Source organism: Paenibacillus elgii NBRC 100335 (assembly GCF_004000865.1).
Classification (GTDB): domain Bacteria; phylum Bacillota; class Bacilli; order Paenibacillales; family NBRC-103111; genus Paenibacillus_G; species Paenibacillus_G elgii.
On record NZ_BIMB01000031.1, the window covers coordinates 57,939 to 83,503 of the forward strand.

Consider the following 25,565-nt stretch of genomic DNA (forward strand, 5'->3'; position numbering starts at 1 on the left):
AATAAATGATATTTTTTATCATATCTAGCAGGCTTTCCGCAATAATGAGAGTATTTGAAGGTAAAAACGCTTTGCTGTATCGATTTCTTAATGAGGAATAAGGGGCGCCTCTCACGTCTTTCCCCCATCTTATGGTTATATCTTGTATAATCAAGTTAGCACCCTTTCCAAAAACTTCAGAATCCTTTTATTCACAAGCCCTCACGTAAACGTTCCCGATAAATCCGGTAATTTTCCTCATCAAAGCAGACGAACAAAATCTGCTCTAGACTCGACTCGTGATGGCTGCGGATGAAATTAGATACGGCCTCTAACGCAATTTTGGCTGCCAAATCTTTCGGAAACCGATAAATGCCGGTACTGATATTTGGAAAAGCGATACTACGTGCATGATTTTTGCAAGCTAGATTCAATGTGTTTACATAGCAGTTCGTCAATTTCTGTTCCTCGCCGCTCTTTCCGCCGTTCCAGACCGGCCCTACGGTGTGAATCACAAAGGACGCCGGTAAATTTCCCGCTGTCGTCACAACGGCTTCGCCGATCTGGCAGCCGCCTTGCTGATCTCTGATCTTCCTGCATTCCTCCAAAATCTGCTTGCCACCAGCTCTATGGATGGCCCCGTCAACCCCGCCCCCGCCGAGCAAGCTTGTATTGGCGGCATTCACGATAACATCTGCGGCTATTTTGGTAATATCTCCTTGGAGTACCTTTACGGTAGTCGTTTGCAGCTTTATCTCTTCCATGATTGCACCTCCAAGCAATAAAAAACATCATGGAAAGACTCGTATTCGAGATCCTGATGTTTTTTATCAAGTCTATGCTTATAACTACGTGCTAGTTTGCTAGTTTCTGTCATTATTATAATCTATAAACTGTTTACCGTGTTAAAAGTTTCTTCCTTCTTGCTTCTCTGGCGTACATGTACCACCCGATCAGCAAAAATGGAATCGACATGGACACAACGATCCCCGCGTGCTTAAAGACGCCAAGCAGACTGTTTGCCAAATCTCCCACGATACTAAACGTAATCGCCTTCGGCAATTCGATCGTAGGATTAATTTCAACTCTGTAATCTCCTCCTTCAACGACCTCGAAGCTGTACAGCGACTCGCCTCTCGTATCGTTAAATGTAAAATTCATGGAAGAATCCTTTGCCAGCACAATTTCCTTATTGTCCGATACTTTAACTATCTTTACCGCGACCAGACTCGATACGTTATTTAATTTCTCTTCTTTTTTAAGCTGTAGCACTCCCAAATTAAGCTGTTTCGAATCGAATTCGTAAAACAAATTATTTTTCCCCGATGATAAAAACACTTCCTTCGTACCGGGAGCTCTTAACATGACTCTATCGTTTACGGGATTATGGTTCAAGAAGTTAATCCCGGCAAACACCATCCCCAATAAGATGATAGCGCCGCCTAATATCAAAAACAGGTACTGAGAAATCAATCGTTTCATCGGTAACTCCTTTAGGTTTTCTTTGGTTTCTTCAGATTCACCCAACGCTCGGCAATTCGTCCAGATGCCAATAAACCAGCTTGCCTTTCTCTTCGGCCACTCTGACCATCTCGTCCGCCCCCTGAGACGGTCCTCCAACCCGGAGCACCGCATCGCAGCAATCCAGCAGACGAATGGAAGACGGATGAAAAATGCGATTGAACACGTCGTCTCCGATGGTCTTCGATCCTGCGGTCGCGATCAATGGGAGCGCATACCACTCGCCTAGAACGGGCAAATGTCCCGCTTCGTATACCTGCAAAGCAATTTCGTTCATAAAGCGGACGTTTTGCTCCAAAAGCTCAGGATCGTCCCCAGTTCCCGAGCGATACGGACCGGCGATAAGAATATGCAGCGGCTTGACCTCCGGCTCAAGAAGTCCGTGAATTTGCGCATACTGCAGCAGCATGATCGTTTTGGCATCGCAGATTTCGCCGGTTCGGACCATTTCGAGCGCTTCGATGAACGGAAGCTCAAGAACCTCGATATGCTCCTGCTCTTCTTCCATCCCTCCGCCTTCTCCAGCCAGCATGCCCTCACTGTATTCAGCCGTATAAAAATGTAAAATCTCCGTCACGGAACCGGGAGACATATACGCCTCGCCGACCTTGACAATCTCGCTGACGCGGTACCCCGTCTCCTCCTCCGTCTCGCGTACAATGCTCGCTTCCGGGGTTTCCCGGTCCAGCAGGCCCGCGCACGTCTCGATAAGCATTCCCGTGTCGTTTCCGTTCACGTAGGTCGGCATCCGAAACTGCTTGGTCAGCACCACCGTCTGCTTCGCCCGATTATACAGCAGGATCGTCGCTCCATTGCCGCGGTCGTATACTTCACGCGCTTGAGTCTCCCAAGTATCATCCTGCTTTTGATACTCGAAGGTCAGTTTCTTCAAGAGGTACCAGTTGTCCGATAACAACTCCTCTTTCAGGATACGTACTTTTGGGTTTCCCTGTCTTGTCATATAGATCGCTTCCTCCCTAAGAAAAATCCGGAATCCTTCGAAATGCGGATTTTCCCTTCACGTTCGATCATGGAATTTAAAAAGCTTTCAAAATGATGCATAGCAGCTCCCGTCAACCGCTGGCGGGCATTCATCGGCGTCGAGGTGATATAATCCAGGAGCGGCCGGACTTCGTTCACCAGCAAGTGGTCATCATATGTATACAAACGAACCTCAGAAAACCAAGGGGCCAACATCTGTTCACCGTTATCCAAATTAAACCGCTCGATGACGGGGTCCAGCACACGGATCTCGGGATCGAACGCCGCAGCGAGCTGCTCGACTTCCTGCAAATGCCGCTTGCTCATCGTCGAAGCGAACAATCTTCCTCCGGGCTTTAAGACGCGATGAATTTCGGAAAGCGCTTTGGGCATGTCCGGCACATGGTAAAGCATGTTGTTGGCAATAACGGTATCGAACTGTTCGTCATGAAAAGGAATATCCTGTACATCGGCCACCACAAACTTAAATTGCGTTTTGCGTCCCCCTAAGCTGCTTCGCGCTTCCTCAAGCATCCCGTGCGACAAGTCCGAGAGCGTCATCCTCCAAGCTTCAGGAATCCGATCCATGTTCCGCGCCCATAAAGCGCCGTCGCCGCAGCCGATCTCAAGCACCGTGCATCCGGACTGCTCGATCAAATGCCCGAACAGCCAGCGATGCCAACCGATCGGATTGACGCTGCATTTGTCATAGAGCTGGATTCTCGTTTGCAGGCGCGTCGCGGTATGATACTGCTCGACCCAATTTTTTTCCGAATGAACCGCATGGATGAGCTCGATCAGGCCGCTCCACTCCACATCCTCAGACTTGTTCTTCATGATTCCTATCGCTTGATTTATCGCTTTGACCACAACTTCCATGTGTGCGAGCTTTTGCCGGAGCGTCTCTTTTTGTGCCGTTAACGAGCTTCGGAGGTCATGTTCGGACAGCGATTCTTCGCGAATCACCTCCTTGATCTCTTGAAGGGTCAAGCCGATATACTTCAGCGTCTGAATCTTCTGCAGCCGAATCATGTCTTCCTTGCTGTATAACCTCGCCGACGACTGACTGTGCTGGGAAGGAGACAGCAGACCGATCTGGTCGTAGTAACGCAGCGTTCGCAGCGTGATCCCGGTCTTTTTGGCAATTTGTCCTGTTGTTGCATAGTCGCCGCTTCTCACAATAACCACCCTCCGTATCCCGAAAAATTAACCCTATGGCGATTATATCCGGTAACGTAACGTTACCTTCAAGCTTTATTTTTCGGAGAGCATAGCCTGCACGTCCTCGACGAAGCTCCTTTTATTAGCCTCGATATAGGTAAGTAAATGATCGAATATATTTTCTTCCTGACTGTAGGTAGATAACTTATCAGCGGCGTGCTGGATTTCTTCGAAAAATTCATCATCCGCAATCGCATGGACTTGCCTGAAATGATTGATTTCATACGGCTCCAAGTCCTGCAGATCGCGATGCAGCTGCCCGGTGCTCAAGTTATAGTTTTCAAGAATCCGTTTGATGGCTTTCATAGCGTCCGCGTCACAAACCGCTCCGATGCGTTCCAGCGCTTCGATGGTCTCGTTAAGATATTTTCCGGTCGAGTTTTCCAAAAATCCCAGGATGCCGTTCATGTTTAATTCGGTATCGAAATCGATGAGCAGCACGATGTCCCGAAGCAAAGCCGGAAGCTCAAAGAAGACCTCCTCATCCTTCAGTTGAATGTTTTCCTGTCTGTACCTATTTGAAGCGACGTGATCCATAATTTCATCAGCGGATGCATTTATTAGCTCTTTATCGTCGGGCAGCAATCTTCGTAAGATGGCTCGATGGGTTTCCATTTGTCCTCCTTGGCTCTGCCGCGTGAATACAGCGCTGTCTTTTATTCTTTACACAGTCTTTTTCCGACTAAAGCTTTTGCCGCTTCGTCTGAAATGTCGTTCAAAAATCCAATATGGTTCAGCTTTCGTCTTCTTTATTAATCAAAGTGTCTCCATTTCTTAAAATCGCGCCACTTTCGGTAATTTCTCCTGCAATCACGTATCCTCGGCCGGTGATCTTGAATACATCTTTAACTTCTAGCTCGAACATCGCTCATCATCCTTTGTTGTGCTGACAGCCATAATATTTCCTCCTTTTATTTACATCGTCTGACAGACGCTTAAACTAAATACTCCATGTGGACATGGCTCGCCAACACACAAAAAAAAGCGAAGTCAAGACGACTTCGTCAAAAATGCCAATGCTTCCGACGGGATTCGCAGCAGGAGGGCCTGTCACAACCCTATTTATTTGTCGTTTGTTAATCTTCCATCGGCGGTAATCGGTATTGCGTCTCCTAAATAAGTCGGACGCGGTTTAAGGATGTTCGCATTGATGAAGTCTTTATTTCTCGCCAGTACTTCCCTAATCTTATATTTTTTTGTATCCCCGTACGACCTTTTATCCGCCGCTATTCCGTAGGCTTCGATCCCCATCTTCCTTGCTATGTAAATGGCCCTGCTAAGATGATAGTCTTGGGTTACGATAATAAGCTTATTTACTTTAAATATTTCCTTCGCTCTGTATAGACTTTCATACGTGCTGAAGCCTGCATGATCCATAAACACATTCTCGTTCTTTAAATTTTGATTCAATAGGTATTGTTTCATGGTATTGACTTCATCGTAATCTTGTCTTCCATGATCGCCGCTGACAATGACTTTAGGAGCTTTTTCTTCCCGGTATGCTTCGATTGAAGTTTCAAGCCGGTCTCGCAGCATATCCGAAACCCTGCCGTCCGGGTACACATAGGCTCCCAACACCAATATGGCGTCTGCATTAGGCAATTCGTTGATGTTCTTCATATATGGATTGGCATATGCTTTGACATGGTAATTTATTGCAAAAATTGACCCTGCTCCAATAAGTATAAGGCTAGTGATGATGATTCCCAGTTTTTTTAAACGCTTCACGAAAATTACCCCAGACTTGTTTTAGTGATGTACGCCGTGCTGGTCTTAAGACGCTCTTGTCTTTTAAATCGTTTCCCTTAGTCGCTCGCTTATTTTGGATGAAATTTGATAGCCTGTTTCCGATTTCGATTGCTCAATAAGCAGGCCGGTCTGTAAATCCGTCGTATTCGAAATGTTCAAATAAAACATTTTGCTTGTGCGGTCTTCAAAGGTAACCCGCATTTTAAAGATTACATCATAATGAAGAATGCCCGGCATCTTCTCGGCTTTCTGTATGGCGTCCGTAAACAGTTTCAGTTCGGCTTCCTCTTTAAATTCCCGATGAATAAAAGGGGTTCCGTCACTCAGCGTGCATTGATTCTTACACTCCAAATCAATGGAGCTGATCGCTTTATTTTCCAATAGATTGTTGGTATTGATTTCACAACCTGCCAATACCCCGAACATCCACAGGGCAAATAAAACCATTAGGGCCTTTTTAATGTTCATCACATCCCGGAATAAAGAGCTTTGTCTTTGAAGAATCAGTTTTATTTCTTCTTTACGGCTCCTTCTAAATCCCTCTCCATCCAAACGCGATTTCAGTTAATTTATCTTCCCCGATTTGTATTTCTTTTTTGCCTAGATACTGTCCGCCTTGTTTCTTGTAGAACTCAACCGAAGGATTGTCTTCAAGGACCCAAAGCATGAACGATCGATAGTTTCTTTGCTTCAGCGCTTCAATGAAACGCTCAAAAAGCAGCTTTCCGTAGCCGTTTCTCTGTACTTCCTTCAATAGGTAAATGGCATACAACTCCGCATCGTATTCAAAATCGGGCCCCCTGCTCTTCCCGCCATGAACAAAGCCCACGATGCTTCCCAAATCTTCAACAACATAGATGATTCCATCTTCAGTAAGATTGTCGAAAATCACTTTCCAATTCTTCGTTCTTTTTTCCACGGTTAAATTAGACAGAAAAGATTCGGATATGATCCCGTTGTAAGTAGACTTCCAGCTCTCGACATGTACCCGGGCTATGCCTTCAATATCACGAACAGAGGCTAATCTGATATTCACCGGACTCGCCTCCTTTATCCTTTAATTTCGGAGCGGCAGACTCAGAGCTTACGTTGTACATATTTTACACCATTATTCCCATTCTTTGCTATACTTCAAGTGTGATGATTAAGCCATCGGTCGGCCGCGAGAAGGCGCATCTTAATCATCTAGTAGGCGTCCATGATCATGCCATTGACCGTACATTTTGTTTTCTCTAGTATTTGTTATGAATTTGTCTAACCTGCTCCTAAATAATTGTGGCTGATTCTTAATGCTTTGTATCGTGTCGATCCGAACTCTTTTATAAAGATCTGGAAATTCCATAAAATTCTCATATACTAGCTTTTCCTCTTTTAGCCTTTGCTCTATAACCCTATCTATTTTAAAAGAATCAAGGCCCATATCAGGTAAAACCTTTCTTCCTTCGTCTCTCATGAATCCCAACTTTTCGAGGCGGCGGACACGTTCTTTATTCAATTCAGTCCATGAACTTCTTTTACTTCTAGGAGAAAGTCTCTGCGCCAGCTCAGTTTCAGATATTTTCTTTTTGACTCCATCGATCCATCCAAAACACAAAGATTCTTCGACCGCGTCCAAATATAACAGCGTATCGGGCTTTTGCGTAATACCAACCACTACCCAACAAGATTTTTCCGTCTTACAATTTTCCTGTAGCCATTCCCTCAAATCTTCTCTCGATTTTACTGTAATTAGATTTTCAATTTCCATAGCTAAAATCCATTCTCCTTTCCAGGTATGGAGAGTGATAAAAGGCCGATTTTTCTGTTCCCAGAAATATCGACCCTTTTAGACTATTAATACGTTCCAGCTGAGGATTTAAAACAGTCAGAGATTAAATGGACTCCGCAGGCTGCTGATACCAAAAAAGTGAATAGTCGTTCATCGTGGATGCGTGACCCAGCTGGCGCAGCATGGTCGAAATATTGCCTCGGTGGTAGGTACCGTGGTTGACCGCTTGCAGCACAATTTCCGATAATCGAGTGTTGCGCGGTCCGGCGTACGGATTCTCGAGCACAATAATTTGCTCCAAGTCGTCTTGTTTGCGGAACCATGCTCTGTATTCATCCGCTAACTCACTAAAGGTATTCGCGAATTCATCGACAGAGTATCGAAGTGTTTCTTGTTGAAGTGGAAGACACTCTTCCACCGCCTTGGGCATACTGGTGCCACTCAGAACCTGAAGCCAACACTTGTCAATCGCATAGATATGCGCGAACGCTTCGCCAATGGTGGGAAACGAGGTGTTTACTTCTTGTTGCAGCACCGAGGACGGGAGCTCCTTGATTCGTCCCAAGAGGGTTTGAGTAGCCCACGCATGGTAATCGAACATTTGTACCGGATGATTCATTTGGATCGTCTCCTTTTGACTTGTCATGGATTTGATTTTGTTCCTGTCGTTATAATAAAAAAAAATGTATGACACCAGTCTGTCATACATCTTCATAAAGTTTGAGCGCATTCTGAAGCTGTTCTTTTAAGATTTCTCGCAGTGCAGGAGGCTCCAGAACTTCGGCGCCGCTGCCAAAACCAAGCAGAATTGTCCAAAGCCATCGGGCTTCCAATGGTTGATAAACAGGAATTCGCATCGTCATACTTCCATCGGCATGAAATTGCTTATCCACCTGGTGAAACTGATCCATCGCTTCTGCCAAAGCCTCCGTCCCCACCCGGATCACTACATCCTCCAACTGAGCTTGGTTTGACAAAGCAGCCTTTTTCGGCACCTCCTGATGCGGTTGAAAAGTTTCCTGCGTCACGAACAAATTCATCAACCTGGACAGTCGGAATTCCCGATAATCTCGCCGAGTTCGGCAAAACCCATAAATGTACCAATTCCGATATTTAAAATGAAGCCGCAGCGGTTCCATATCACGGGTCGTGCATTCATTCTTTGCATTGATGTAATCAAAGCGGACGATATTTCGCCGGGTAATGGCCGTACGTAAATGACGAAGCGCGTCGGGCTCCGTGCGGCTGGTTTCCAAGTCTACGGACAGACTCGTAACATGATGCTCCGGTCCAATCGTTTGCAGTCTTTCGATGGTCCCCTGCGCGCGCTCGTCCTCAAACACGGTGGAGAGGCTTCTGAGCACGGTAATCAGGGAATTGACATCGTATGAACCGAGCAGGCTTTTATCCATTTTGTATCCGTCCATCATGCCATATCCGCCATTCGTTCCCTGATATGATACGACCGGGAAGCCCGCAGCGCAGATCACATCGATATCCCGATAGATGGTTCTTTGGGAAACTTGAAACTCTTCAGCCAGCATGGAGGCAGACAACACGTCGTGGTTCAGCAGCTTGTAGATGATGGAGATCAATCGCTCCAATTTCATGCATATCCCCGCCCGTCAGTCCATTTCGTATTCCTGCCCATCATTATATCACAGATTTTTTCTTGCTCATCTTGGGATTGGCCTTTCATCGGAACGCCTCCACGGCTCAGCCGAACCATCCAATTCTTCGACAAAGTCCCCATCCATGTTCAATGGATTGCTATAGATTCGCCATGCTTTTGATGAAAAAAGCGGCGTTTTATTTATAAACCCGATGTTATGATGAAAATGATTCTGTGATAGAAATCACCAGGAGAGGGGATGAACCCATGCGGCAGCCCGACCGTCACAGTAACCAGCCTCTATATCAGCAGATTGCCGATGACATCGAACGGCGAATTTCATATGGCGAGTTTCCGCCGGGCAGTCTGCTGCCTTCCGAACGAAAATTAGCCGAGCAGTTGGGGGTCAATCGAAGCACCGTGATTCTCGCCTATGCGGAGCTGCGCGCGCTTGGGATCGTGGAGAGCCGTACGGGAAGCGGAACCCGGGTCAGCAAGTATAAATGGGGAGCGACTCCGAAGCATACCCCGAACTGGCACCGGTATGTCGAAGGCGGAAGCTTCCTGCCTAATCTGCCTTTTTTGCGACGGGTCCGGGAAGCTCTTCAACAAGATAACACGTTGATTGATTTTGCCAGCGGGGAGCTTGGCGCGGACATCTCTCCGGTGAAAGAGATTAATACGCTTATGGACGAAAACCACTATACGGCCTATCTCGGATATGCCAATCCGCAAGGATTTGGGCCGCTTCGTGAAGCACTCGTCACGTATTTAAGTCAATACCGGGGAATTCAAACGACGGAATCGTCGATTCTTATTACATCCGGCTCCCAGCAGTCGTTATATTTAATTACCCAATGCCTGCTGGCTCCTGGGGATGCGGTGGCCATCGAAGATCCTTCCTACTGCTATTCGCTGCCTATATTTCAATCGGCCGGACTTCGATTGTTCCGTCTTCCCGTCGATGCGAAAGGAATCCGGCCCGAGGACGTTCGCTCCCTTTACAAAAAGCACCGGATCAAGATGGTGTTCGTCAATCCGAATTATCAGAATCCGACAGGCATTGCCCTCGATGCCGGACGCCGTATCGAGCTGCTTGACGTTGCGAGCGAACTGGGACTCCCTATCGTCGAGGACGATCCTTTTAGCTTGACGGCTTATAATGGGATGCCGCCGCAGCCGCTCAAATCGATGGACCCAATCGGTTCGGTTCTCTATATCGGCTCCTTTTCCAAGATCGCGGCATCCGGGCTGCGTGTCGGATGGATGGTCGCTCCTCATTCCGTTGTCGACCGGCTGGCGGATGCCAGACAGCAGATGGATTTCGGACTTAGCGTCGTTCCGCAGCAGGTGGCCGCGCAGTTCTTAAAGTCTCCGTATGTCCAGCCTCATCTGGAACGTTTGCGAATGCATCTGCTCTACAAGCGGGATTTGTTGATAAGCGCGCTTCGGCAAGAGCTGCCAGATCTGGTCAGCTTTTCGATTCCGCAAGGAGGCTTGCATCTGTGGTGTAAAATCATACCCGAAGTGAGCGATAACAAGCTGTTCGAAGAAGCGATTCGTCATGGCGTCATCTTTGTTCCCGGGAGCGTCTACGGCTCGGATTCCGGTTTTGTGCGGTTCACTTTTGCACGGCCGAAGACAGATGAAATCGTTCCGGGCATCGCCAAGTTTGCCGCAGCGCTTCGGGCCGTTCTTGCCCAATCCAACTAAAAAGGTGAATGAAAGCTTTGTATTCATGAATACATGCTTTTTCATTCACCTTTTTTACTATCCTTATTAGCACTTGTGCCGAACTTGGGCTAACATGCTTCAGATATCGCGGGAGTCCCGGCTGCGGCGCGCTACCCCGGCATCGCAGGCTGCCGCGATAACCGCCTTGCTGACTCGATCCGCCACCTGATGATTAAATACGCTTGGAATAATATACTGCTCATTTAATTCTTCGTCGCTAACCACGGAGGCAATCGCATAGGCAGCGGCAAGCTTCATCGTTTCCGTAATTTGCGAAGCTCGGCAATCTAACACGCCGCGAAACATACCGGGAAAGCATAAGACGTTATTGATCTGATTCGGATAATCTGAGCGCCCTGTAGCCATGACACGCACATAAGGCTCGGCTTCCTCCGGCATAATTTCCGGGTTCGGATTGGCCATAGCAAATACGATCGGGTCTGCCGCCATCCGTTTCACGTCTTCGGCCTTCAGCGCTCCCGGACCGGACAATCCGATAAAGACGTCCGCTCCTTCGATCACCTCGGAGAGGCTGCCCTGAACCGTGAATGGATTCGTATGCTCGGCAAACCAATTCCATACTTCATGCGGATAATCGTTTCCACGAACAATTGCTCCGTGACGGTCAACGCCAATCAAGTCCGTCACCCCGGAGGCCAGCAATATTTTGGAGCAGGCCATTCCTGCCGCCCCGACCCCGCACACGACAACCCGGCATTGCTCCAGCTTTTTGCCGACGACCTTCAAGGCATTTAACAAGGCGGCCAGGATGACAACGGCGGTTCCATGTTGATCGTCGTGAAATACCGGGATATCCAGCTCTTTCTGGAGCCGTTCTTCGATCTCGAAGCAGCGCGGAGCCGAAATATCTTCGAGATTGATACCGCCGAATGACGGAGCGATCGCTTTGACGATGGCAACAATTTCGTCCGTATCCTGCGTATTCAGGCAGATCGGGAAGGCATCGACGCCGGCCATCTGCTTAAACAGCACGGCTTTGCCTTCCATGACGGGCATGGCGGCTTCCGGACCGATATTTCCGAGCCCGAGAACGGCAGAGCCGTCAGAGACGACGGCTACCGTATTTCGTTTAATCGTCAACGTATGAGCCCGGGAAGGGTCATCATGGATCGCCATACAAATCCGGGCTACGCCGGGCGTGTAGACACGGGACAGGTCATCCCGATTTTTGATCGGCACCTTGGGATGCATTTCGATTTTGCCGCCCAAATGCATCAGAAAGGTCTGGTCCGATACGTTAATCAGCTTAACCCCGGGAAGCTGTTCAACCGAGGAAACTACGCGGTCAACATCGTGCGAGTCGTTCAGATTGACCGTAATATCCCTTACGGTTTTCGCAGAGCTCACCCGGTTGGTGTCTATCGCAACGATATCGCCGCCGGAATCGCTTAATGCCGATGCGATAGTTCCAAAGTTAACAACTCCTTGATCATACTCCAACCTCAAAATAATGCTTGTCCCCGTTCCGAGCGGCGTATGCGTGTGCATGAGCAGCATCTCCTCTTTTAGACATTTTGATGCGCAAGCTAGTTGCGTCCAGACTTCGGCTGAATGCGTTCCATGAAATTCATGACATCGGCACGGCTTAACTCCCCAGAGAACTTCTGCACGATTCGCCCCTTGTCGTCAATCAGAAACGTTGCCGGTAGGCCGCTAATTTTATACCGTTTTTTCACTTCGCCTTGGGAATCAAGCAGGATAGGGAGCTTCAAGCGATGACGTTCGGCAAATTCGCCTGCCCTTTCCTTCGTCTCTCCCATATTGACCGCAACGATTTCAACGCCCGACAGTTGTCCGTAGGCTTCGTTCAGCAGCGGCATTTCATTGACGCACGGGTCACACCAGGAAGCCCAGAAGTTCAGAAGAACTCCCGTCCCGCCGTAGCCGGATAATCGCACCGTTTCCCCCTGCAAATTGGTTAACGCAAAATCCGGCGCCTTCTGGCCCACCTCCACCTCTTCGCGTTTACCCGCCAGCGATTGGAATACCGCATAGCCGATGGCGAACAGGATTAGGACAAGCATTAACGCCCGCGTCCAAGACGAGCGCAAAGCTCTCTCCAATCGATCAGCTCCTCCCCGCCGGAATCCCTACCGCTGCAGCGCTTGAATATCCTTCAATATTTTATCGTATGGCGTATCCGTCATTCCGTCGTACTTGGCTACAACCGTACCCGCCGGGTTGACCAAAAAAAACGAAGTGCCGTGAATGACTTGATCGGAGGACGTATCCTTCGCCACAACCGTATTAAACGAGCTCAGGACGAAGGTTTTGATCTCGTCGAATGGATATCCGGTTAATGCATGCCAATTCGAGAAATCGGCGTCAAATTTCTGGAGGTAAGCTTTTAACGCCTCCGGATTGTCGCGCTCTGGATCAACGGAGAAGGAGACCAGCTCCGCCTTTACGCCCGCCGATTTCAGCCGCTTTTGCAATTCCGACATATTGGCCGTCATCGTCGGACACACCGTTGTGCAGTACGTAAATACGAAGTCCGCAATCCAGACCTTACCTTTCAAATCGGACAAGGACACCGCTTTCCCGTCTTGGTTGACGGCCTCGAAAGCCTTAACCTCGTAATTCAACTGTTTGGACTTGCCGCTGCCGCAAGCGGAAACAACGACAAGGATGATTCCCAATATGACGAAGAAGAACGCTTTTTTCACCGAATCCCCCCTTGCCCTATTTCTTTGTCGAGAGCCATTGCGATAAAGCCTGAAGTTCATCGGCGCTCAGCACTTTCTTGAAGGCCGGCATGCCTCTTGCGCCATCCTGTATGATCCCGAACAGCTGCTGCTCCGTCATTTTGGAGCCAATCTCCTGCAAGCCCGGACCTACTTTCCCCCTGAGATCTGCCGCATGGCAGGACAAACATTGCTTCTTATAGATCGCCTCTGCTTTTACATCTGCCGAAACGGTCATCCCTTTCCCTTGATCGGTTGCCTGACTGCTGCACGCGGATAGGGCAACTGCTGACATTGCAACAATCAGAAAAAACGGAAGCGACGTCCGCAAAACGATCCTCTCCCTCTCCCCATTTATCCTCATTAGATTGGGCGGCCCGTAGTGTCCAGAATCATAATAATAAAGACCACCGTTAAGTAATTGACCGAAATCAGAAAGTTGGTTTTGGCCCATTTCCCGTTATCCGATGCCGCCGGCCCCGTCAACGTGTGCCACACCCAGACAAGACCGGCCAGCAAAGAGACCGTGAGGAACATAGCGCCTGCATATCCGTACGCGTAGATCAGCACCGTGGTCGGAAGAAGCAGAACGACATAAGGGATCATTTGCAGCTTCGTCCGAGGCACCCCTTTACGAACCGGCAAAAGCGGGAAGCCCGCCGCCCGGTACTCGTCAACGCGCCGGATGGCAAGCGACCAGAAGTGGGCGGGCTGCCATAGGAATAACAAGGCGAACAACAGCAAAGCGCCCGCGTCAACCTCGTGGGTAAACGCACAATAACCGATAACCGGCGGCATGGCGCCCGACACGCCACCAACGGACGTGCTCCAGGTCGAGGTGCGCTTAAGCCACATCGTGTAAATGACGATATAGACAAACATGCCGAGCAATCCGAGCCAGCCGCACAGCGCGTTGACTTTCCAGAACAGGACGGCTTCTCCCGCTATTCCGAGCGCCAGGGCGTACGCCAGCGCGCCTCTGATGTGCAAACGTCCGGTCGCGAGGGGCCGATCCTTCGTCCGGCTCATTTTTCGATCCAGCGCCCGGTCCCAAATGTTATTTATGACGCACGAGGAGGCCATCGTTAACGTGGTACCCAGCAGCATCCAACACAACAGGCCCCAGTCCGCCATCCATCGGGAAGCCAGCCAATATCCGCCAAACGCGGCAACGAGATTGAGCTGCAGAATTCGGGGCTTGGTCAGTTGAATCCAGTCGCTTATGCTCCCCCTGTCTCTGCTCACCGCAGCCGCTGCATTTACGGACGACCTGCTCATGTGGCCACCATATTGTACAGCATGATCCACATCGAACCGGCGACGACAAGCAGCAATATGATCAAGCCCAAAATCAAGCTCACCAGGTTGTAGCGAGGCTTTTTCTCCTCCCGCAGATGCATGAAATAGATCAATTGAACGACGAACTGCAGCACGGCTGCCGCCATCAGAACGAGGGTGTTCGCCACCCCCTGAACCCAGCCGGACATGACGACGGCGATGGGAATGATCGTCAATACGATGGAGAACAGGAAGCCGGTCGAATACGATTTGAACGTGCCATGGCTTTCGGCGTCATGCGGAGTGGTTACGTCATGCTGCGCCATCTATCTCACCCCCATCAAATAAACAATCGTAAATACGAAGATCCACACGACATCCAGAAAATGCCAGAAAAGGCTGATCACGTTTACTTTGCGCTTGGTTACCGGCGTGATTCCGTGCTTCGCAAGCTGAATAATCAGCGCAATCATCCAGACCAATCCGAGGGAGACGTGAAGCCCATGAGTCCCGACCAAGGTAAAGAAGGCCGATAAAAATGCGCTCGTGCTAATGGTCGCTCCCTCGTGCACCAGATGAATAAATTCGTTGACCTCCAGCACAATGAAGGCCGCACCGAGCAATACCGTCACTCCGAGCCATCCCATGAGCGCTTTAAGTTTTCCTTTGTGCATCGCAAGCACGGCAAGACCGCTTGTATAGCTGCTCGTCAGCAGAATAAATGTGCTTGCAATAATACCGCCCAGTTGGAACAGTTCGGCAGGCCCGGGCCCGCCGTTTCGATTGCCCTGCAGGACGATATAGGTGGCAAATAAAGTACCGAAAATAATCACGTCCGTCATCAGATAAATCCAGAAGCCGAATGTGCGCATTTCCTCCAGATCCGGATGGTCGTGATGCTCCGAGCTTGATACATGACCATGGGCATGTGCGTTTACTTGAGCCATTCTTGGTTACCTCCTCCTCGCAGCTTCCGTGCGTTTAATTTCCTCAACAGGGATATAGTAATCGGTTTTGTAGTTGAAGGAATGAACAAGCATGCACACGGCTACCCCCACCAGACCGGAGACCGTCAGCCAGAGCCAGTCGAATACAAAACCGAATCCGGCTGCAAACCAGAACATCGACATCACAAAAGGAATCCCTGAATTTTTGGGCATATGGATCGGTTCCAGCTTCGGCCGAACCGGAGCAAGCTGCCCGCGTGCTCTACGCTGCTTCTCCTCCCACCATTCATCCTGAGAAGATACCTGTGGCAACGTAGCAAAATTATAGTGAGGCGCCGGGGAAGGAATTGACCACTCCAGAGTGCGTCCGTTCCACGGGTCGCCCGTTTCGTCTTTTTGAAAATGCTTGATGCTGTATACAATTTGCCATAATTGGAACAAGAAGGCGATGCCCATCAAAGCCGCCCCGACGGTGGAGACCAGGTTCAACTCCCACCATCCTTTATCCCAGCCGTACGTCACAAGGCGCCGCGTCATCCCCATCAACCCGAGCACATATTGCGGCATGAAGCAAACGTAAAATCCGATATTCCAGAACCAGAACGCCCATTTGCCGATACGTTCGTTCAGCTTGAAGCCGAACAGCTTCGGCCACCAATAATACAAGCCGGCGAAATAACCGAACACGACGCCGCCGATGATCGTATTGTGAAAATGCGAGATCAGGAAGTAACTATTATGGAATTGAAAATCCGCAGGCGCGACCGACAGAAGCACTCCTGTCAGCCCACCGATGATAAAGCACACGATAAAGCCGATCGTCCACAGCATGGGCGTCTCGAAGGTGATTCTTCCCCGGAACATCGTAAACAGCCAATTGAACACTTTGGCGCCCGTCGGAATAGCGATCAGCATCGTCGTGAGCGCAAAGAATGCGTTGACATCTGCGCCGGAGCCCATCGTGAAGAAGTGATGCGCCCATACAAGAAACGATAAAATACTGATGATCATCATGGCATACACCATCGATTTGTAGCCGAACAGCTTTTTCTTCGCAAAGGTGCTCACGATCTCCGAGAAAATGCCGAAGGCCGGCAGAATAAGGATATATACCTCGGGGTGACCCCACATCCAGATCAGATTGATATACATCATCGGGTTGCCGCCGCCGTCCAGCGTGAAAAAATGCGCGCCCAAATAACGGTCCAGAAAGAGCAGCGCCAAGGTGGCCGTCAAGATGGGAAACGAAAATATAATCGCGATACAGCTCGATAACACCGACCACGGGAACATGGGCATTTTCATCAGCTTCATGCCGGGCGCCCGCATTTTCAGAATGGTCACGATAAAGTTGATACCGGTCATCAAGCTGCCGATCCCCGAGATCTGGATTCCCCAGATATAGAAATCTTGACCGACCCCCGGATTAAACATGCGTTCCGAATAAGGCGGATAAGCAAGCCACCCTGAATCCGGCGACCCTCCGATGACAAAGGACAAATTAAACAGCATCGCGCCCGCGAAAAATAACCAAAAGCTTAGCGCATTCAGAAAAGGATAGGCGACATCGCGCGCCCCGATCTGCAGGGGCACCATCACGTTAAACAAACCGAACATGAACGGCATCGCCATGAACAAAATCATAATCACGCCATGCGTGGTGAAGATCTGATTATAATGATCCGGCGCCAGGAAGCTCAGCTCCGGCATCGCCAGCTGCGCCCGCATCAGGAGCGCATCCACACCACCGCGGAACAGCATCAGGAAAGCGGCGAACATGTACATGATTCCGATTTTTTTATGATCGACGGTTGTCAACCATTCACGCCACAGCCAGCCCCATCTTTTTAAATAGGTAAGTCCGAATACAACGCCGATGATCGTGATCACGATAGCGACATCCGCGCCGTAAATCATCGGGTCGCCCGTCACAAAAAATTCCGAGGCGAAGCTTTTAACTTTCTCCCACATGGACCACTCTCTCCTTACATTTCAATTCGAAGCGAAGCCCGCTACTCTTGGATCTTGATCTTCTGAATGTCCTTCCAGGACAAGCCGTGATTGTGCGAGGAAGCGTACTTGGTCACTGTCATATTGAACAAGCCTTCCGGAAACGCGGAGAATGTCTTCACGTCCGAAGCGGAAGGCAGCGCCAGCTGCTTATAGCCTTCCAGCGTCAGCGCCGGAGACGATGCTTTGACCTCGCGTACCCATTGGTCAAACTCTTCCTGTGAAGTGGATTTCACGTCGAAGAACATTTTGGCAAAGTCTTTTCCGGTAAAGTTCGCACCCGATCCCCAGTATTGTCCTTGCTCGTCCGCTTGCAAATAAAGCGTCATCGCCATTCCGGACATCGCGTACATCTGCCCGCCAAGCTGCGGAATCCAGAACGAATTCATCGGCGCATCGGCCGTAATCTCGAAGCGGACCGGTACGCCCTTCGGGATCTGGACATGGTTCACGGTCGCGATTCCCTGCTCGGGATATTGGAATAACCATTTCCAGTCCAGCGAGGTTACTTGAACGGTCAGCGGCTTTTTATCCGATTCGAGCGGCTTGGACGGTTCCAGGGCATACGTGCTCTTAATAGTAATGATGCCCAGAATGGTAATGATCACGATCGGAATCCCCCACCAGATCGTTTCCAGCTTCGTGCTATGCTCCCAGTCCGGCGTATATTTCGCTTTTCTGCCTTTCTTGTCCCGGTAACGCCAAACGATGATTGCCGTGAGCACGAGGACAGGCACGATAATAATGCAAGTCAGCACCGTGGAAATCACCATTAAATCCCGCTGCTGTTCGGCAATCGGCCCTTTGGGATCGAGCACGATCATGTTTTCCGCACACCCGGTCGTTGTCAAGAGCAGCATCGCCAGCATGGATATGGACGCGAACCAGCGGAGCGCTTTGGGTGTCTTCATGTTACTCATCTCCTATCGCATTGCGTGATTATGATCACGCCTTACTTTAAAGGGGAACGGTAGAGGTGTCACCATCCACTGGCCAAGTCAAAAAACCGACCATGTTCAACAAAATGAAACAAATACGACATCGTTTCTCCATAAAAAGACTCTTCCTAGCTTAGGAAGAGCTAAAGTTTTGTACCTTTCGATGCTTCCATGAGCAGATGGCGATATCCGTCAGCACGGCAAACAAGACCGTTGCCATCACATTATGGAGAAGACTTGTAAATAGATAGACATTTTCGTTGTTCATCGTTACCGTGAGCAGGCCGCCGCTGCCGATTTGTCCGGTAACGAGAACGAGAGCATAGACGGCACCCGTCCGTAATCTTGAAAGCGGCTGCTTGAATGTGCCGCGGCGAACAAACACATAGAAGGCGGCAATAAACATAAACAGAACAGCCGCGGCAACCCGATGCGCGAAGACAATCCCCGAAGCTCCGGACAAGTAGGGGATCAGTTGCCCATTGCATAACGGCCAGCCCATGCAACCGCCATCCGCTTCCATATGACGGATGTAGGCTCCCAAATAAACGACACCGTAACAATAGATCCAGATCCCCCAGGCTGCGGAATAAATAAAACGCGGGACGGAATCGGATGGCGGCTTTTCCGTTCCTTTCTTCATCTGGTAACTCCATACGACCAGCAGCATGCTGCTGGCAACTGCAAGCAACGATATGCCGAAATGAAGCGCCATCACGGCCGGCTGTTGCGGCCATTTCACCGCTGCTGCTCCCATCAATGCCTGGACGATCGTAAACAGCAGCGTTCCACCGGCATACCCCAGAGCTTCCCGGTGATGCTTGAGGCGCCGCCATGTATACAGAAACGTCACAAGAACAACGATCCCCACGACTCCGGTAACCATGCGGTGCGAATACTCGATCATGGACTCCAGTGTATAGGCCGGAATAAACTTCCCGCTGCACAAAGGCCAGTCATCTCCGCAGCCGCGCCCGGAACCGGTCTTTGTAACCAAAGCTCCGGCCAGCAGCACAAGAAACATACCGATGAATGAAGTCCATGCTAACAAGCGGTAACGGAAAGATATCAAATGTTATCACCTCTTCTGTTCGTCTCGCACGATATCGTAACGGAAGGAGGCGGGAGCGTAACCATCCAGTTCACTTCTTTTTGTTCCAGCCAATGGGCACCCGGACATCCAAATGAACGCTAAAACTGGATCGGTGTAAAGAAAACGGATTGGATGGTTACTTACAAAGGAGGCGGACTTACATTAAGAAAGAGGCTTGGAGATTTTAGAACACGAGGTGATTTGTCATGTCTGAAAACAACCTGGAAGTTAAAGCGCGAAAAACCATTCAGCATATCCATCCTTATACTCCGGGAAAGCCCATCTGGGAGCTGCAAAACGAGCTCGGGTTAACCAGAGTCATCAAACTGGCCTCTAATGAAAATCCGCTAGGCCCTTCTCCTAAAGCATTGGAAGCCATTCATTGCTCCTTGGCGGACATTCATCGTTATCCGGATGCAAGCACGTCGAACTTAAAGCAGGCTATGGCCTCCAAGCTAGATATGAAGCCGGAGCAATTCATCGTGACCAATGGCGGGGATGAGCTGATTACCCTTGCCTGCGAGACGTTTTTGGAGCCTGGGGATGAAATGATCGTACTTACTCCGTCATTCAGCGAGTATGAATTCGGGGCGCATCTAATGGGAGCAACCATCGTTCCCGTACCGCTCGGGGAACGATTTGCCTTCGACATGGATGCCATTATCGAAGCGGTTACGGAACGCACCAAAATTCTATGCATCTGCTCCCCCAACAACCCTACAGGCACGTATTTGTCCAAATCGGTCCTGCATCATCTGCTGGATGTTCTGCCAAAACATATTCTTGTGCTGTTCGATGCGGCTTACAGTCAATACGCTACAGCTGAGGATTATACCGACGGGCTGGAGTTCGTCCGCGCGGGGTATCCGGTTCTCGTGCTTCAGACCTTTTCCAAAATATTCGGATTAGCGGGCTTGCGGGTCGGTTACGGAGCGGCTCCCGAAGTCATTATCCGGCAGCTTCTCAAGGTGAAGGAACCGTTTAATGTTAATGCCTTGGCGCAGGCTGCAGCCACCGCGGCTCTCCATGATGACGAGCATCTCCGCTTGTCGCTTCAAGCGAATACGCAAGGCCGCGAGCAGCTTTACCGCGCCTTCGAAAAACTTCGCCTGCCGTTCATCGAAAGTATGAGCAATTTCGTGCTGGTGGAGCTTGGCTTGAATGCCAAAGCCATTTATGAACAACTGCTTCACAAAGGGATCATTGTCCGCTACGGCGGCACTTGGAATCTTCCCTCACATGCTCGCGTTTCGGTGGGAAGCGAATCGGAAAACGCCGCCTTGATTCAGGAGTTAACGGAGATCCTGCATCGTAATTCAATACGTTAGATTCGGCTCGCTTCAGTTCATAGTTTTTTATACAGCAGCACGGACCAAACATAAACAAACAGGTAACCAGCGAGATTAACGGCGTGCGCTCGTTTCCGGCACCACTCCACGTCCCCACTCTCGCCCAATTCCGACTTGATTACTATGATACCCCAATATAACGGCAATGCCTCGGCCAGTAACCATCCATTCCGCTCTTTTCTGCACCAATCGCTTCCCCGGTCGAACCGGATTGGTATAGGACTTCTCCAATTGGGTGGTTACTTTTGGGGAGAAATGATTTACATTCATTAGCATGCATCGCATCGTGGGGAGAACGGAGGTGGCGCGCTGTGCTTACAGAAAATACGTTACGCGGTGTGGTGGTTCCCGTCGTTACGCCTTTTGATCGTAGCGGGGAGTTGGATATCCGATCGTTTGAAGAATTGATCCGACGATTGGTAGGCAAAGGAATTCACGGATTGATTGTCAATGGAACGATAGGGGAATCCCCCGTGCTTGAATCCCGCGAGTTCGAAATCCTTATCGCAGCTGCGCGCCAAGCTATTGCAGCAACGCGAGCCATTCCGCTGATTGTTGGAACAGGTGCAAGCAACACTTTCGCGACCGTTAAAAGAACGGCGCAAGCCAAATCTCTTGGAGCACATGCCGCTCTCGTTGCCGCGCCCGATTTCCATTTTCCATCGCAGCAAGCTGTCATCCGGCATTTTCAAGCTCTAGCCGAAGCGGACCTGCCCATTATTTTGTGCGATCCCCCTCATCGTGCCGGAGTCGCGCTGGATCTGGAAACGGTAAAAGTCATTATGGAAATGGAGCATGTCATTGGTCTAAAAGAGGGTACAGGCCATATAAGGCGTATGTTCCGGCTGGCCCGAAGCATGACCAAGCCAGTCTTATGCGGAGAAGATGAGCTTTTTTTCGCTTCTTTGTGCTGTGGCGCCAAAGGGGGAATTGTGGCAAGCGCCAACCTGGATAGCGAGCAGTTTGTGCAGGTGTACGAGCTTTTCCGGGCTGGAAAAATAGATGATTCCAATCAGTTGTTTCGCCAGTTGCTGCCGCTTGTTCAATTTCTGTTCTCGGAGCCGACTCCCGCTCCATTGAAATGGCTTCTCACTCAACGCGGATATATCCGCTCGGACCGACTCCGCCTGCCTATGACGATGGTCAGTTGCGAAGCTAGCAGGAATCATACCCGCCTGTTCCAAGGAAGCATGTGGAAATGATCCGGCATGCAGGCCTAAGATAACCCACACCATGAGGAGGCGCTTTACATCATGCAAACGACAATGTATTTAACCCGGCACGGTCAAACGGAATGGAATTCGAAGAAGAAAATGCAAGGCCATCTGGATTCTCCTCTTACCGACTACGGGATGCGGCAAGCCGAATGGTTGAAGGAGCGCTTGGAGAGTGTCCACTTCGATGCCATTTATTCCAGCTCCAGCCCAAGAGCGTTTCACACAGCTCGAATTGTATCGGGCAATCGTCCGGTACCAATCTCGACGCTCGATTCGCTCAAAGAAATAAATATGGGACTGTGGGAAGGTCAACAAATCGATCAAATTCAACAACAATTTCCCATTCCGTACGATCATTTTTTTAACGAGCCGCATTTGTACCGTCCCACAGGTCATGGGGAAAGCTATTCGGAATTGCTTGAAAGAACGATCCCTGCGCTTAACCGGATCCTTGAAGAGCATCAAGGCCAGCAAGTGCTTATTGTAACTCACAGGATCACTTTAAAAGTCATCATGAGTTATTTTTTGGGGAAGCAGCTGCATGAGATTGGAGACATGCCCGATATCCACCCGACAGCCTTATGCAAAATTATTATGAATGACGAGGTGCCCAAAATCGAATTGTATGGCGACACTTCTCACTACCGGGAATAATCCGGCCGATCAAGCTCGCAAAAAACAATTGGCGGCGACCGGAACGTTTTTGCGCGTGTAAAAGCGGTATTCCTGGAAGCCGCCGACTTCATGATTTCTCCTCATACCCATGCGTTTCCTTTCATGGGTTTCCGGGTCGTTTGCTATTGATTTTACTAGAACCTGTATTCGTCGTTAGTTTCTGTGACGCCTTCTTCATGCACTGCCTTTAGACATAATCCAAATGCTCCTAAGTGATCTATATCTATTGTAATTAACTGATTTCCATGGATCGTATTCGTCGCAAGCATAATTCCATCTATTCGCAAAAATTTGTCAAGTCTCTGTGTGCACTCCAATTGAAATGAATACAATTCATGAATACATAAATACTCCAAGAAATCTTCGTAATTTAAAATCTGATGCAATTCCAAAATAACTTTATTTTTTGTTTCCTTATAAAAAAGGGTACTAAGATTTATATAAAAACAAACTGTGCGATCGTCTCGAAGTTGCAATCCGGTAATCATAGCGTCATGGTAAATATACTTTAGATGTCGTTTACTTTTCATAAAGTACTCTCACCATTCATTTCGGTTATATATTTAAACAAGTTTGGAATTGGCGCAATATTTAATCGATCTTGTAACCGTTCCGAAATGAAACTAATCTCATGCTGTCTTGAGATGCTACTTTCTTTATAATATTTTTCGATATCTTCTAACATATCGGACTCTTTGTGATACCTGCCGAACCTTTCCAAAATATAAAACTCTTTAAGTGTAAGAAAGATAGAAAAAAGATCTCGAATATGATGTGCAACCAGCTTTAAAGGATTATCAAACATCATCGGTTGAATAAATAAGATCGGAGCCGCGTCCAAGTCTTCAATGCGTCCATTCTTTGTATCAAAGGCAAAATGGTCGCCACCCATTCCAGTGAAAGCAAAAACAATGGCATCATCCGGCGTACAGTCGTATTTAGACCCTTCTTCTCTGCAAATATCAATGCCTATGTAATGCCCAAGTGACAGGTTATTTTCTTTCCTCAACTCATCATCTAAATGAATTAAGCAATTTATCGTCTTGGAGTTGTTCATGGCTTTGCCCAACTTAATTCCCCCTAAATCATCATGAAAAATGACATCATTCATCTACCTTCTCCGAGCAGAACGTAATGTCATTTAATCCCTAGTGCCTATTGCTTTATTTCGCTTTTCCTTAAGCAATTACATTTCCAGACTACCCTTCAAATGCCGGCCTGGCTTCATCTGCTGTCAACTCTTCTCGTTCCCCATCAATAATCAAACGATTCGTCTTTCTCTGAGTTATTAGTCCGCCTCTGGAGCGCCCAATGGCCTGAAATTGCTGCGCCCTTTTGCCCCGGCCCCATGCCGATGACGCGTCCGGTAAATCGCGCCAAGGCGCGCCGGTTCTTGCGATCTAGAGCATCGCGTTCAGCATTGTCCGATTATTTTTTGCTGGTCGTCCACCTTGCTTTTTTCGCTCGAAAGGTAACAAATCTTTAATCATATTCCATTGATCGCCTTGTATTTCGTATCTTCTTGTCATATCCTGATTCTACCACTTTTTTTGCTTGAGTTATAGTTTGAAGACAGACGCTTCACAACGGCTTTGCCCCAAACAAACGTGTACCGATTCGCATTGGCTTCGATCTTTAGCGAAACCGGTTAATGGTTCGAAAGTCTGGACGTTGTCTGCCCGCGATCCACATAACCACCCCCGGGGTAAGCCGCGTCAAAGATGGCGTCGTCGAGCCGATTCACGGCGGCATTCACAACGCGAACGAGGTTTCTTTTGTTCTCTCCGATACAAAAAAAGGGTGTCCACTAGCCATTTTTATGGCTCTGGGACACCCTCTTAATCTGCGGCTGGCACAGTTTTATTAACTTGCACCTCGCCTAAGTGTTGCTTTCTCCATCAGTCATTTTCCCAATTACGGATTTGACGTGAGTGTTTTGGAAATAATGCCGTTTACGATAAGCCGAAGAACTTTGACATTCTCCTCAATAAATCCGGTGCCGAGCAACTCATCATGGTTACCGACAATGTCATATTCTGTATAGTTCGCCATTGAGGAAGACTTCCATAATAAGGTATCCCCTAGAGCGGCGGTTCCTGCAACAGAGCCATCGGCGATTAATGCATGAATGTTCGCTTGAACGGTTCCCATATTTACGAGTTCATTCTTATACGTTAAATAAGCATACATTTTATTTTTTACTTTTTCCCGAATGGACGGTGTGAATAAGTGCTGCTGGTAGGAGAATTCATTCAGGGCATCCTCGACCTCGCTATCTATCTCCTTGAGCGACCTTTCTATTTTATCCGTCCTTCTGCAAGAGTCAAGCATTACAATATCCGATACGGAATAACCTCGTTGCTCCATGGCCTTGGCAACCTCAAAAGCAAGATTACCTCCCAACGAATAACCGAGAAGTATATAAGGCCCTTTCGGTTGAATATTTATAATGGACTCGACATACTGGGTCAGCAACTCTTCGCCATGGAAACGGTCACCAATAAACTCCAGGCCATAGACCACACAGTGATTTTCGAGTTGCTTGGCCATTTCATGATAGACAATGCTATAACCGGATACTGGCGGGAAGCAAAACATATTTACAGGTCCATGCTCATTCAAACGGATAATCTCACTCTCATCGTTGCCATGCTCTTCTTCAAACCTGTGTTTACTAATTTCACGGGCCATTTCCTCGATGGTCGGCATATTAAACACGGTATGAAGGGGAAGATTGACTCCTATGACCGAATGAACCTGGGTAAGCAATTGCAGCACCTTTAGCGAG

Annotated in this window: 28 protein-coding genes and 1 pseudogene; 4 read left to right on the forward strand and 25 right to left on the reverse strand. The window is 48.8% G+C overall.

Annotation, left to right across the window (positions count from 1 at the left end; all coding sequences use genetic code 11):
- Positions 1 to 191 precede the first annotated feature (191 nt).
- The 12 genes from PEL01S_RS21525 to PEL01S_RS21575 form a co-directional block, all read right to left on the reverse strand.
- Positions 192 to 743 (reverse strand): O-acetyl-ADP-ribose deacetylase, encoded by a 552-nt coding sequence (locus PEL01S_RS21525; RefSeq protein ID WP_127461775.1) that lies wholly within the window; start codon positions 741 to 743, stop codon positions 192 to 194.
- Between the two features lie 133 nt (positions 744 to 876).
- Entirely contained in the window at positions 877 to 1,461 is a 585-nt protein-coding gene (locus PEL01S_RS21530; protein WP_127461776.1) for a hypothetical protein, read from the reverse strand.
- Between the two features lie 37 nt (positions 1,462 to 1,498).
- The gene (nudK, locus tag PEL01S_RS21535; protein ID WP_127461777.1) at positions 1,499 to 2,461 is read right to left on the reverse strand and encodes a GDP-mannose pyrophosphatase NudK; all 963 of its coding nucleotides are present in this window, start codon (positions 2,459 to 2,461) and stop codon (positions 1,499 to 1,501) included.
- Positions 2,458 to 3,660, reverse strand: coding sequence for a MerR family transcriptional regulator (locus PEL01S_RS21540; protein ID WP_127461778.1), 1,203 nt, complete (start codon positions 3,658 to 3,660; stop codon positions 2,458 to 2,460). The genes nudK and PEL01S_RS21540 overlap by 4 nt, the downstream gene beginning before the upstream one ends.
- A gap of 75 nt (positions 3,661 to 3,735) precedes the next feature.
- On the reverse strand, positions 3,736 to 4,317 hold the full coding sequence (locus tag PEL01S_RS21545; RefSeq protein ID WP_127461779.1) for a DMP19 family protein: 582 nt from the start codon (positions 4,315 to 4,317) through the stop codon (positions 3,736 to 3,738).
- Positions 4,318 to 4,435: 118 nt separating this feature from the next.
- A complete protein-coding gene (locus PEL01S_RS35340) occupies positions 4,436 to 4,567 on the reverse strand; it encodes a hypothetical protein (RefSeq protein WP_010497470.1) in 132 nt (43 codons plus the stop codon).
- A 197-nt stretch (positions 4,568 to 4,764) separates the two neighbouring features.
- Complete coding sequence (locus PEL01S_RS21550) at positions 4,765 to 5,430, reverse strand: SanA/YdcF family protein (RefSeq protein ID WP_127461780.1); 666 nt, start codon at positions 5,428 to 5,430, stop codon at positions 4,765 to 4,767.
- Positions 5,431 to 5,493: 63 nt separating this feature from the next.
- The gene (locus PEL01S_RS21555) at positions 5,494 to 5,919 is read right to left on the reverse strand and encodes a YhfM domain-containing protein (protein WP_127461781.1); all 426 of its coding nucleotides are present in this window, start codon (positions 5,917 to 5,919) and stop codon (positions 5,494 to 5,496) included.
- A gap of 64 nt (positions 5,920 to 5,983) precedes the next feature.
- On the reverse strand, positions 5,984 to 6,487 hold the full coding sequence (locus tag PEL01S_RS21560) for a GNAT family N-acetyltransferase (RefSeq protein ID WP_127461782.1): 504 nt from the start codon (positions 6,485 to 6,487) through the stop codon (positions 5,984 to 5,986).
- 141 nt (positions 6,488 to 6,628) lie between these two features.
- On the reverse strand, positions 6,629 to 7,198 hold the full coding sequence (locus PEL01S_RS21565; RefSeq protein WP_127461783.1) for a YdeI/OmpD-associated family protein: 570 nt from the start codon (positions 7,196 to 7,198) through the stop codon (positions 6,629 to 6,631).
- A gap of 124 nt (positions 7,199 to 7,322) precedes the next feature.
- Positions 7,323 to 7,838 carry a DinB family protein gene (locus tag PEL01S_RS21570; protein ID WP_127461784.1) on the reverse strand — a complete coding sequence of 172 codons (516 nt, stop codon included), beginning with the start codon at positions 7,836 to 7,838 and terminating at the stop codon, positions 7,323 to 7,325.
- 82 nt (positions 7,839 to 7,920) lie between these two features.
- Positions 7,921 to 8,829, reverse strand: a complete 909-nt coding sequence (locus PEL01S_RS21575; RefSeq protein ID WP_127461785.1) for a helix-turn-helix transcriptional regulator — start codon at positions 8,827 to 8,829, stop codon at positions 7,921 to 7,923.
- A gap of 269 nt (positions 8,830 to 9,098) precedes the next feature.
- On the opposite strand from PEL01S_RS21575, the gene pdxR reads away from it, so the two are divergent.
- Positions 9,099 to 10,544 carry a MocR-like pyridoxine biosynthesis transcription factor PdxR gene (gene pdxR / locus PEL01S_RS21580; RefSeq protein ID WP_127461786.1) on the forward strand — a complete coding sequence of 482 codons (1,446 nt, stop codon included), beginning with the start codon at positions 9,099 to 9,101 and terminating at the stop codon, positions 10,542 to 10,544.
- 99 nt (positions 10,545 to 10,643) lie between these two features.
- Here pdxR and PEL01S_RS21585 read toward each other — a convergent pair whose 3' ends face one another.
- The 10 genes from PEL01S_RS21585 to PEL01S_RS21630 all read right to left on the reverse strand — a co-directional run bounded on the left by PEL01S_RS21585 (position 10,644) and on the right by PEL01S_RS21630 (position 19,515).
- A complete protein-coding gene (locus PEL01S_RS21585) occupies positions 10,644 to 12,074 on the reverse strand; it encodes an NAD-dependent malic enzyme (RefSeq protein WP_127461787.1) in 1,431 nt (476 codons plus the stop codon).
- A 38-nt stretch (positions 12,075 to 12,112) separates the two neighbouring features.
- A complete protein-coding gene (resA, locus tag PEL01S_RS21590; RefSeq protein ID WP_127461788.1) occupies positions 12,113 to 12,649 on the reverse strand; it encodes a thiol-disulfide oxidoreductase ResA in 537 nt (178 codons plus the stop codon).
- 27 nt (positions 12,650 to 12,676) lie between these two features.
- Entirely contained in the window at positions 12,677 to 13,252 is a 576-nt protein-coding gene (locus tag PEL01S_RS21595; RefSeq protein ID WP_127461789.1) for an SCO family protein, read from the reverse strand.
- Between the two features lie 16 nt (positions 13,253 to 13,268).
- Complete coding sequence (locus tag PEL01S_RS21600) at positions 13,269 to 13,601, reverse strand: c-type cytochrome (protein ID WP_239551228.1); 333 nt, start codon at positions 13,599 to 13,601, stop codon at positions 13,269 to 13,271.
- Positions 13,602 to 13,633: 32 nt separating this feature from the next.
- Positions 13,634 to 14,548 carry a heme o synthase gene (cyoE, locus tag PEL01S_RS21605; RefSeq protein WP_127461790.1) on the reverse strand — a complete coding sequence of 305 codons (915 nt, stop codon included), beginning with the start codon at positions 14,546 to 14,548 and terminating at the stop codon, positions 13,634 to 13,636.
- A complete protein-coding gene (gene cyoD / locus PEL01S_RS21610) occupies positions 14,545 to 14,874 on the reverse strand; it encodes a cytochrome o ubiquinol oxidase subunit IV (protein WP_127461791.1) in 330 nt (109 codons plus the stop codon). The genes cyoE and cyoD overlap by 4 nt, the downstream gene beginning before the upstream one ends.
- Positions 14,875 to 15,495, reverse strand: coding sequence for a cytochrome o ubiquinol oxidase subunit III (cyoC, locus tag PEL01S_RS21615; RefSeq protein ID WP_063187114.1), 621 nt, complete (start codon positions 15,493 to 15,495; stop codon positions 14,875 to 14,877). It abuts the gene before it with no gap.
- Positions 15,496 to 15,501: 6 nt separating this feature from the next.
- Positions 15,502 to 17,466, reverse strand: coding sequence for a cbb3-type cytochrome c oxidase subunit I (locus PEL01S_RS21620; RefSeq protein WP_127461792.1), 1,965 nt, complete (start codon positions 17,464 to 17,466; stop codon positions 15,502 to 15,504).
- Positions 17,467 to 17,507: 41 nt separating this feature from the next.
- Positions 17,508 to 18,416 carry a ubiquinol oxidase subunit II gene (gene cyoA, locus PEL01S_RS21625; RefSeq protein ID WP_127461793.1) on the reverse strand — a complete coding sequence of 303 codons (909 nt, stop codon included), beginning with the start codon at positions 18,414 to 18,416 and terminating at the stop codon, positions 17,508 to 17,510.
- Between the two features lie 160 nt (positions 18,417 to 18,576).
- A complete protein-coding gene (locus PEL01S_RS21630; protein WP_127461794.1) occupies positions 18,577 to 19,515 on the reverse strand; it encodes a COX15/CtaA family protein in 939 nt (312 codons plus the stop codon).
- A 227-nt stretch (positions 19,516 to 19,742) separates the two neighbouring features.
- Here PEL01S_RS21630 and hisC point away from each other — a divergent pair, with 227 nt between their 5' ends.
- The 3 genes from hisC (at position 19,743) to PEL01S_RS21645 (ending at position 22,756) form a co-directional block, all read left to right on the forward strand.
- Positions 19,743 to 20,864 carry a histidinol-phosphate transaminase gene (gene hisC, locus PEL01S_RS21635; protein ID WP_127461795.1) on the forward strand — a complete coding sequence of 374 codons (1,122 nt, stop codon included), beginning with the start codon at positions 19,743 to 19,745 and terminating at the stop codon, positions 20,862 to 20,864.
- Between the two features lie 332 nt (positions 20,865 to 21,196).
- Positions 21,197 to 22,087, forward strand: coding sequence for a dihydrodipicolinate synthase family protein (locus PEL01S_RS21640; RefSeq protein ID WP_127461796.1), 891 nt, complete (start codon positions 21,197 to 21,199; stop codon positions 22,085 to 22,087).
- Positions 22,088 to 22,138: 51 nt separating this feature from the next.
- Positions 22,139 to 22,756 carry a histidine phosphatase family protein gene (locus tag PEL01S_RS21645; protein ID WP_127461797.1) on the forward strand — a complete coding sequence of 206 codons (618 nt, stop codon included), beginning with the start codon at positions 22,139 to 22,141 and terminating at the stop codon, positions 22,754 to 22,756.
- A 547-nt stretch (positions 22,757 to 23,303) separates the two neighbouring features.
- Here the strand turns inward: PEL01S_RS21645 and PEL01S_RS21650 are convergent.
- The 3 genes and pseudogenes from PEL01S_RS21650 to PEL01S_RS21665 all read right to left on the reverse strand — a co-directional run.
- A complete protein-coding gene (locus PEL01S_RS21650) occupies positions 23,304 to 23,888 on the reverse strand; it encodes a hypothetical protein (protein WP_127461798.1) in 585 nt (194 codons plus the stop codon).
- Positions 23,889 to 24,353: 465 nt separating this feature from the next.
- Positions 24,354 to 24,554, reverse strand: a pseudogene (locus PEL01S_RS35755) (transposase); the annotation flags it as partial.
- A 137-nt stretch (positions 24,555 to 24,691) separates the two neighbouring features.
- Positions 24,692 to 25,565 (reverse strand): thioesterase domain-containing protein (locus tag PEL01S_RS21665; RefSeq protein ID WP_255320147.1); only part of this gene is annotated, 874 nt, incomplete at its 5' end.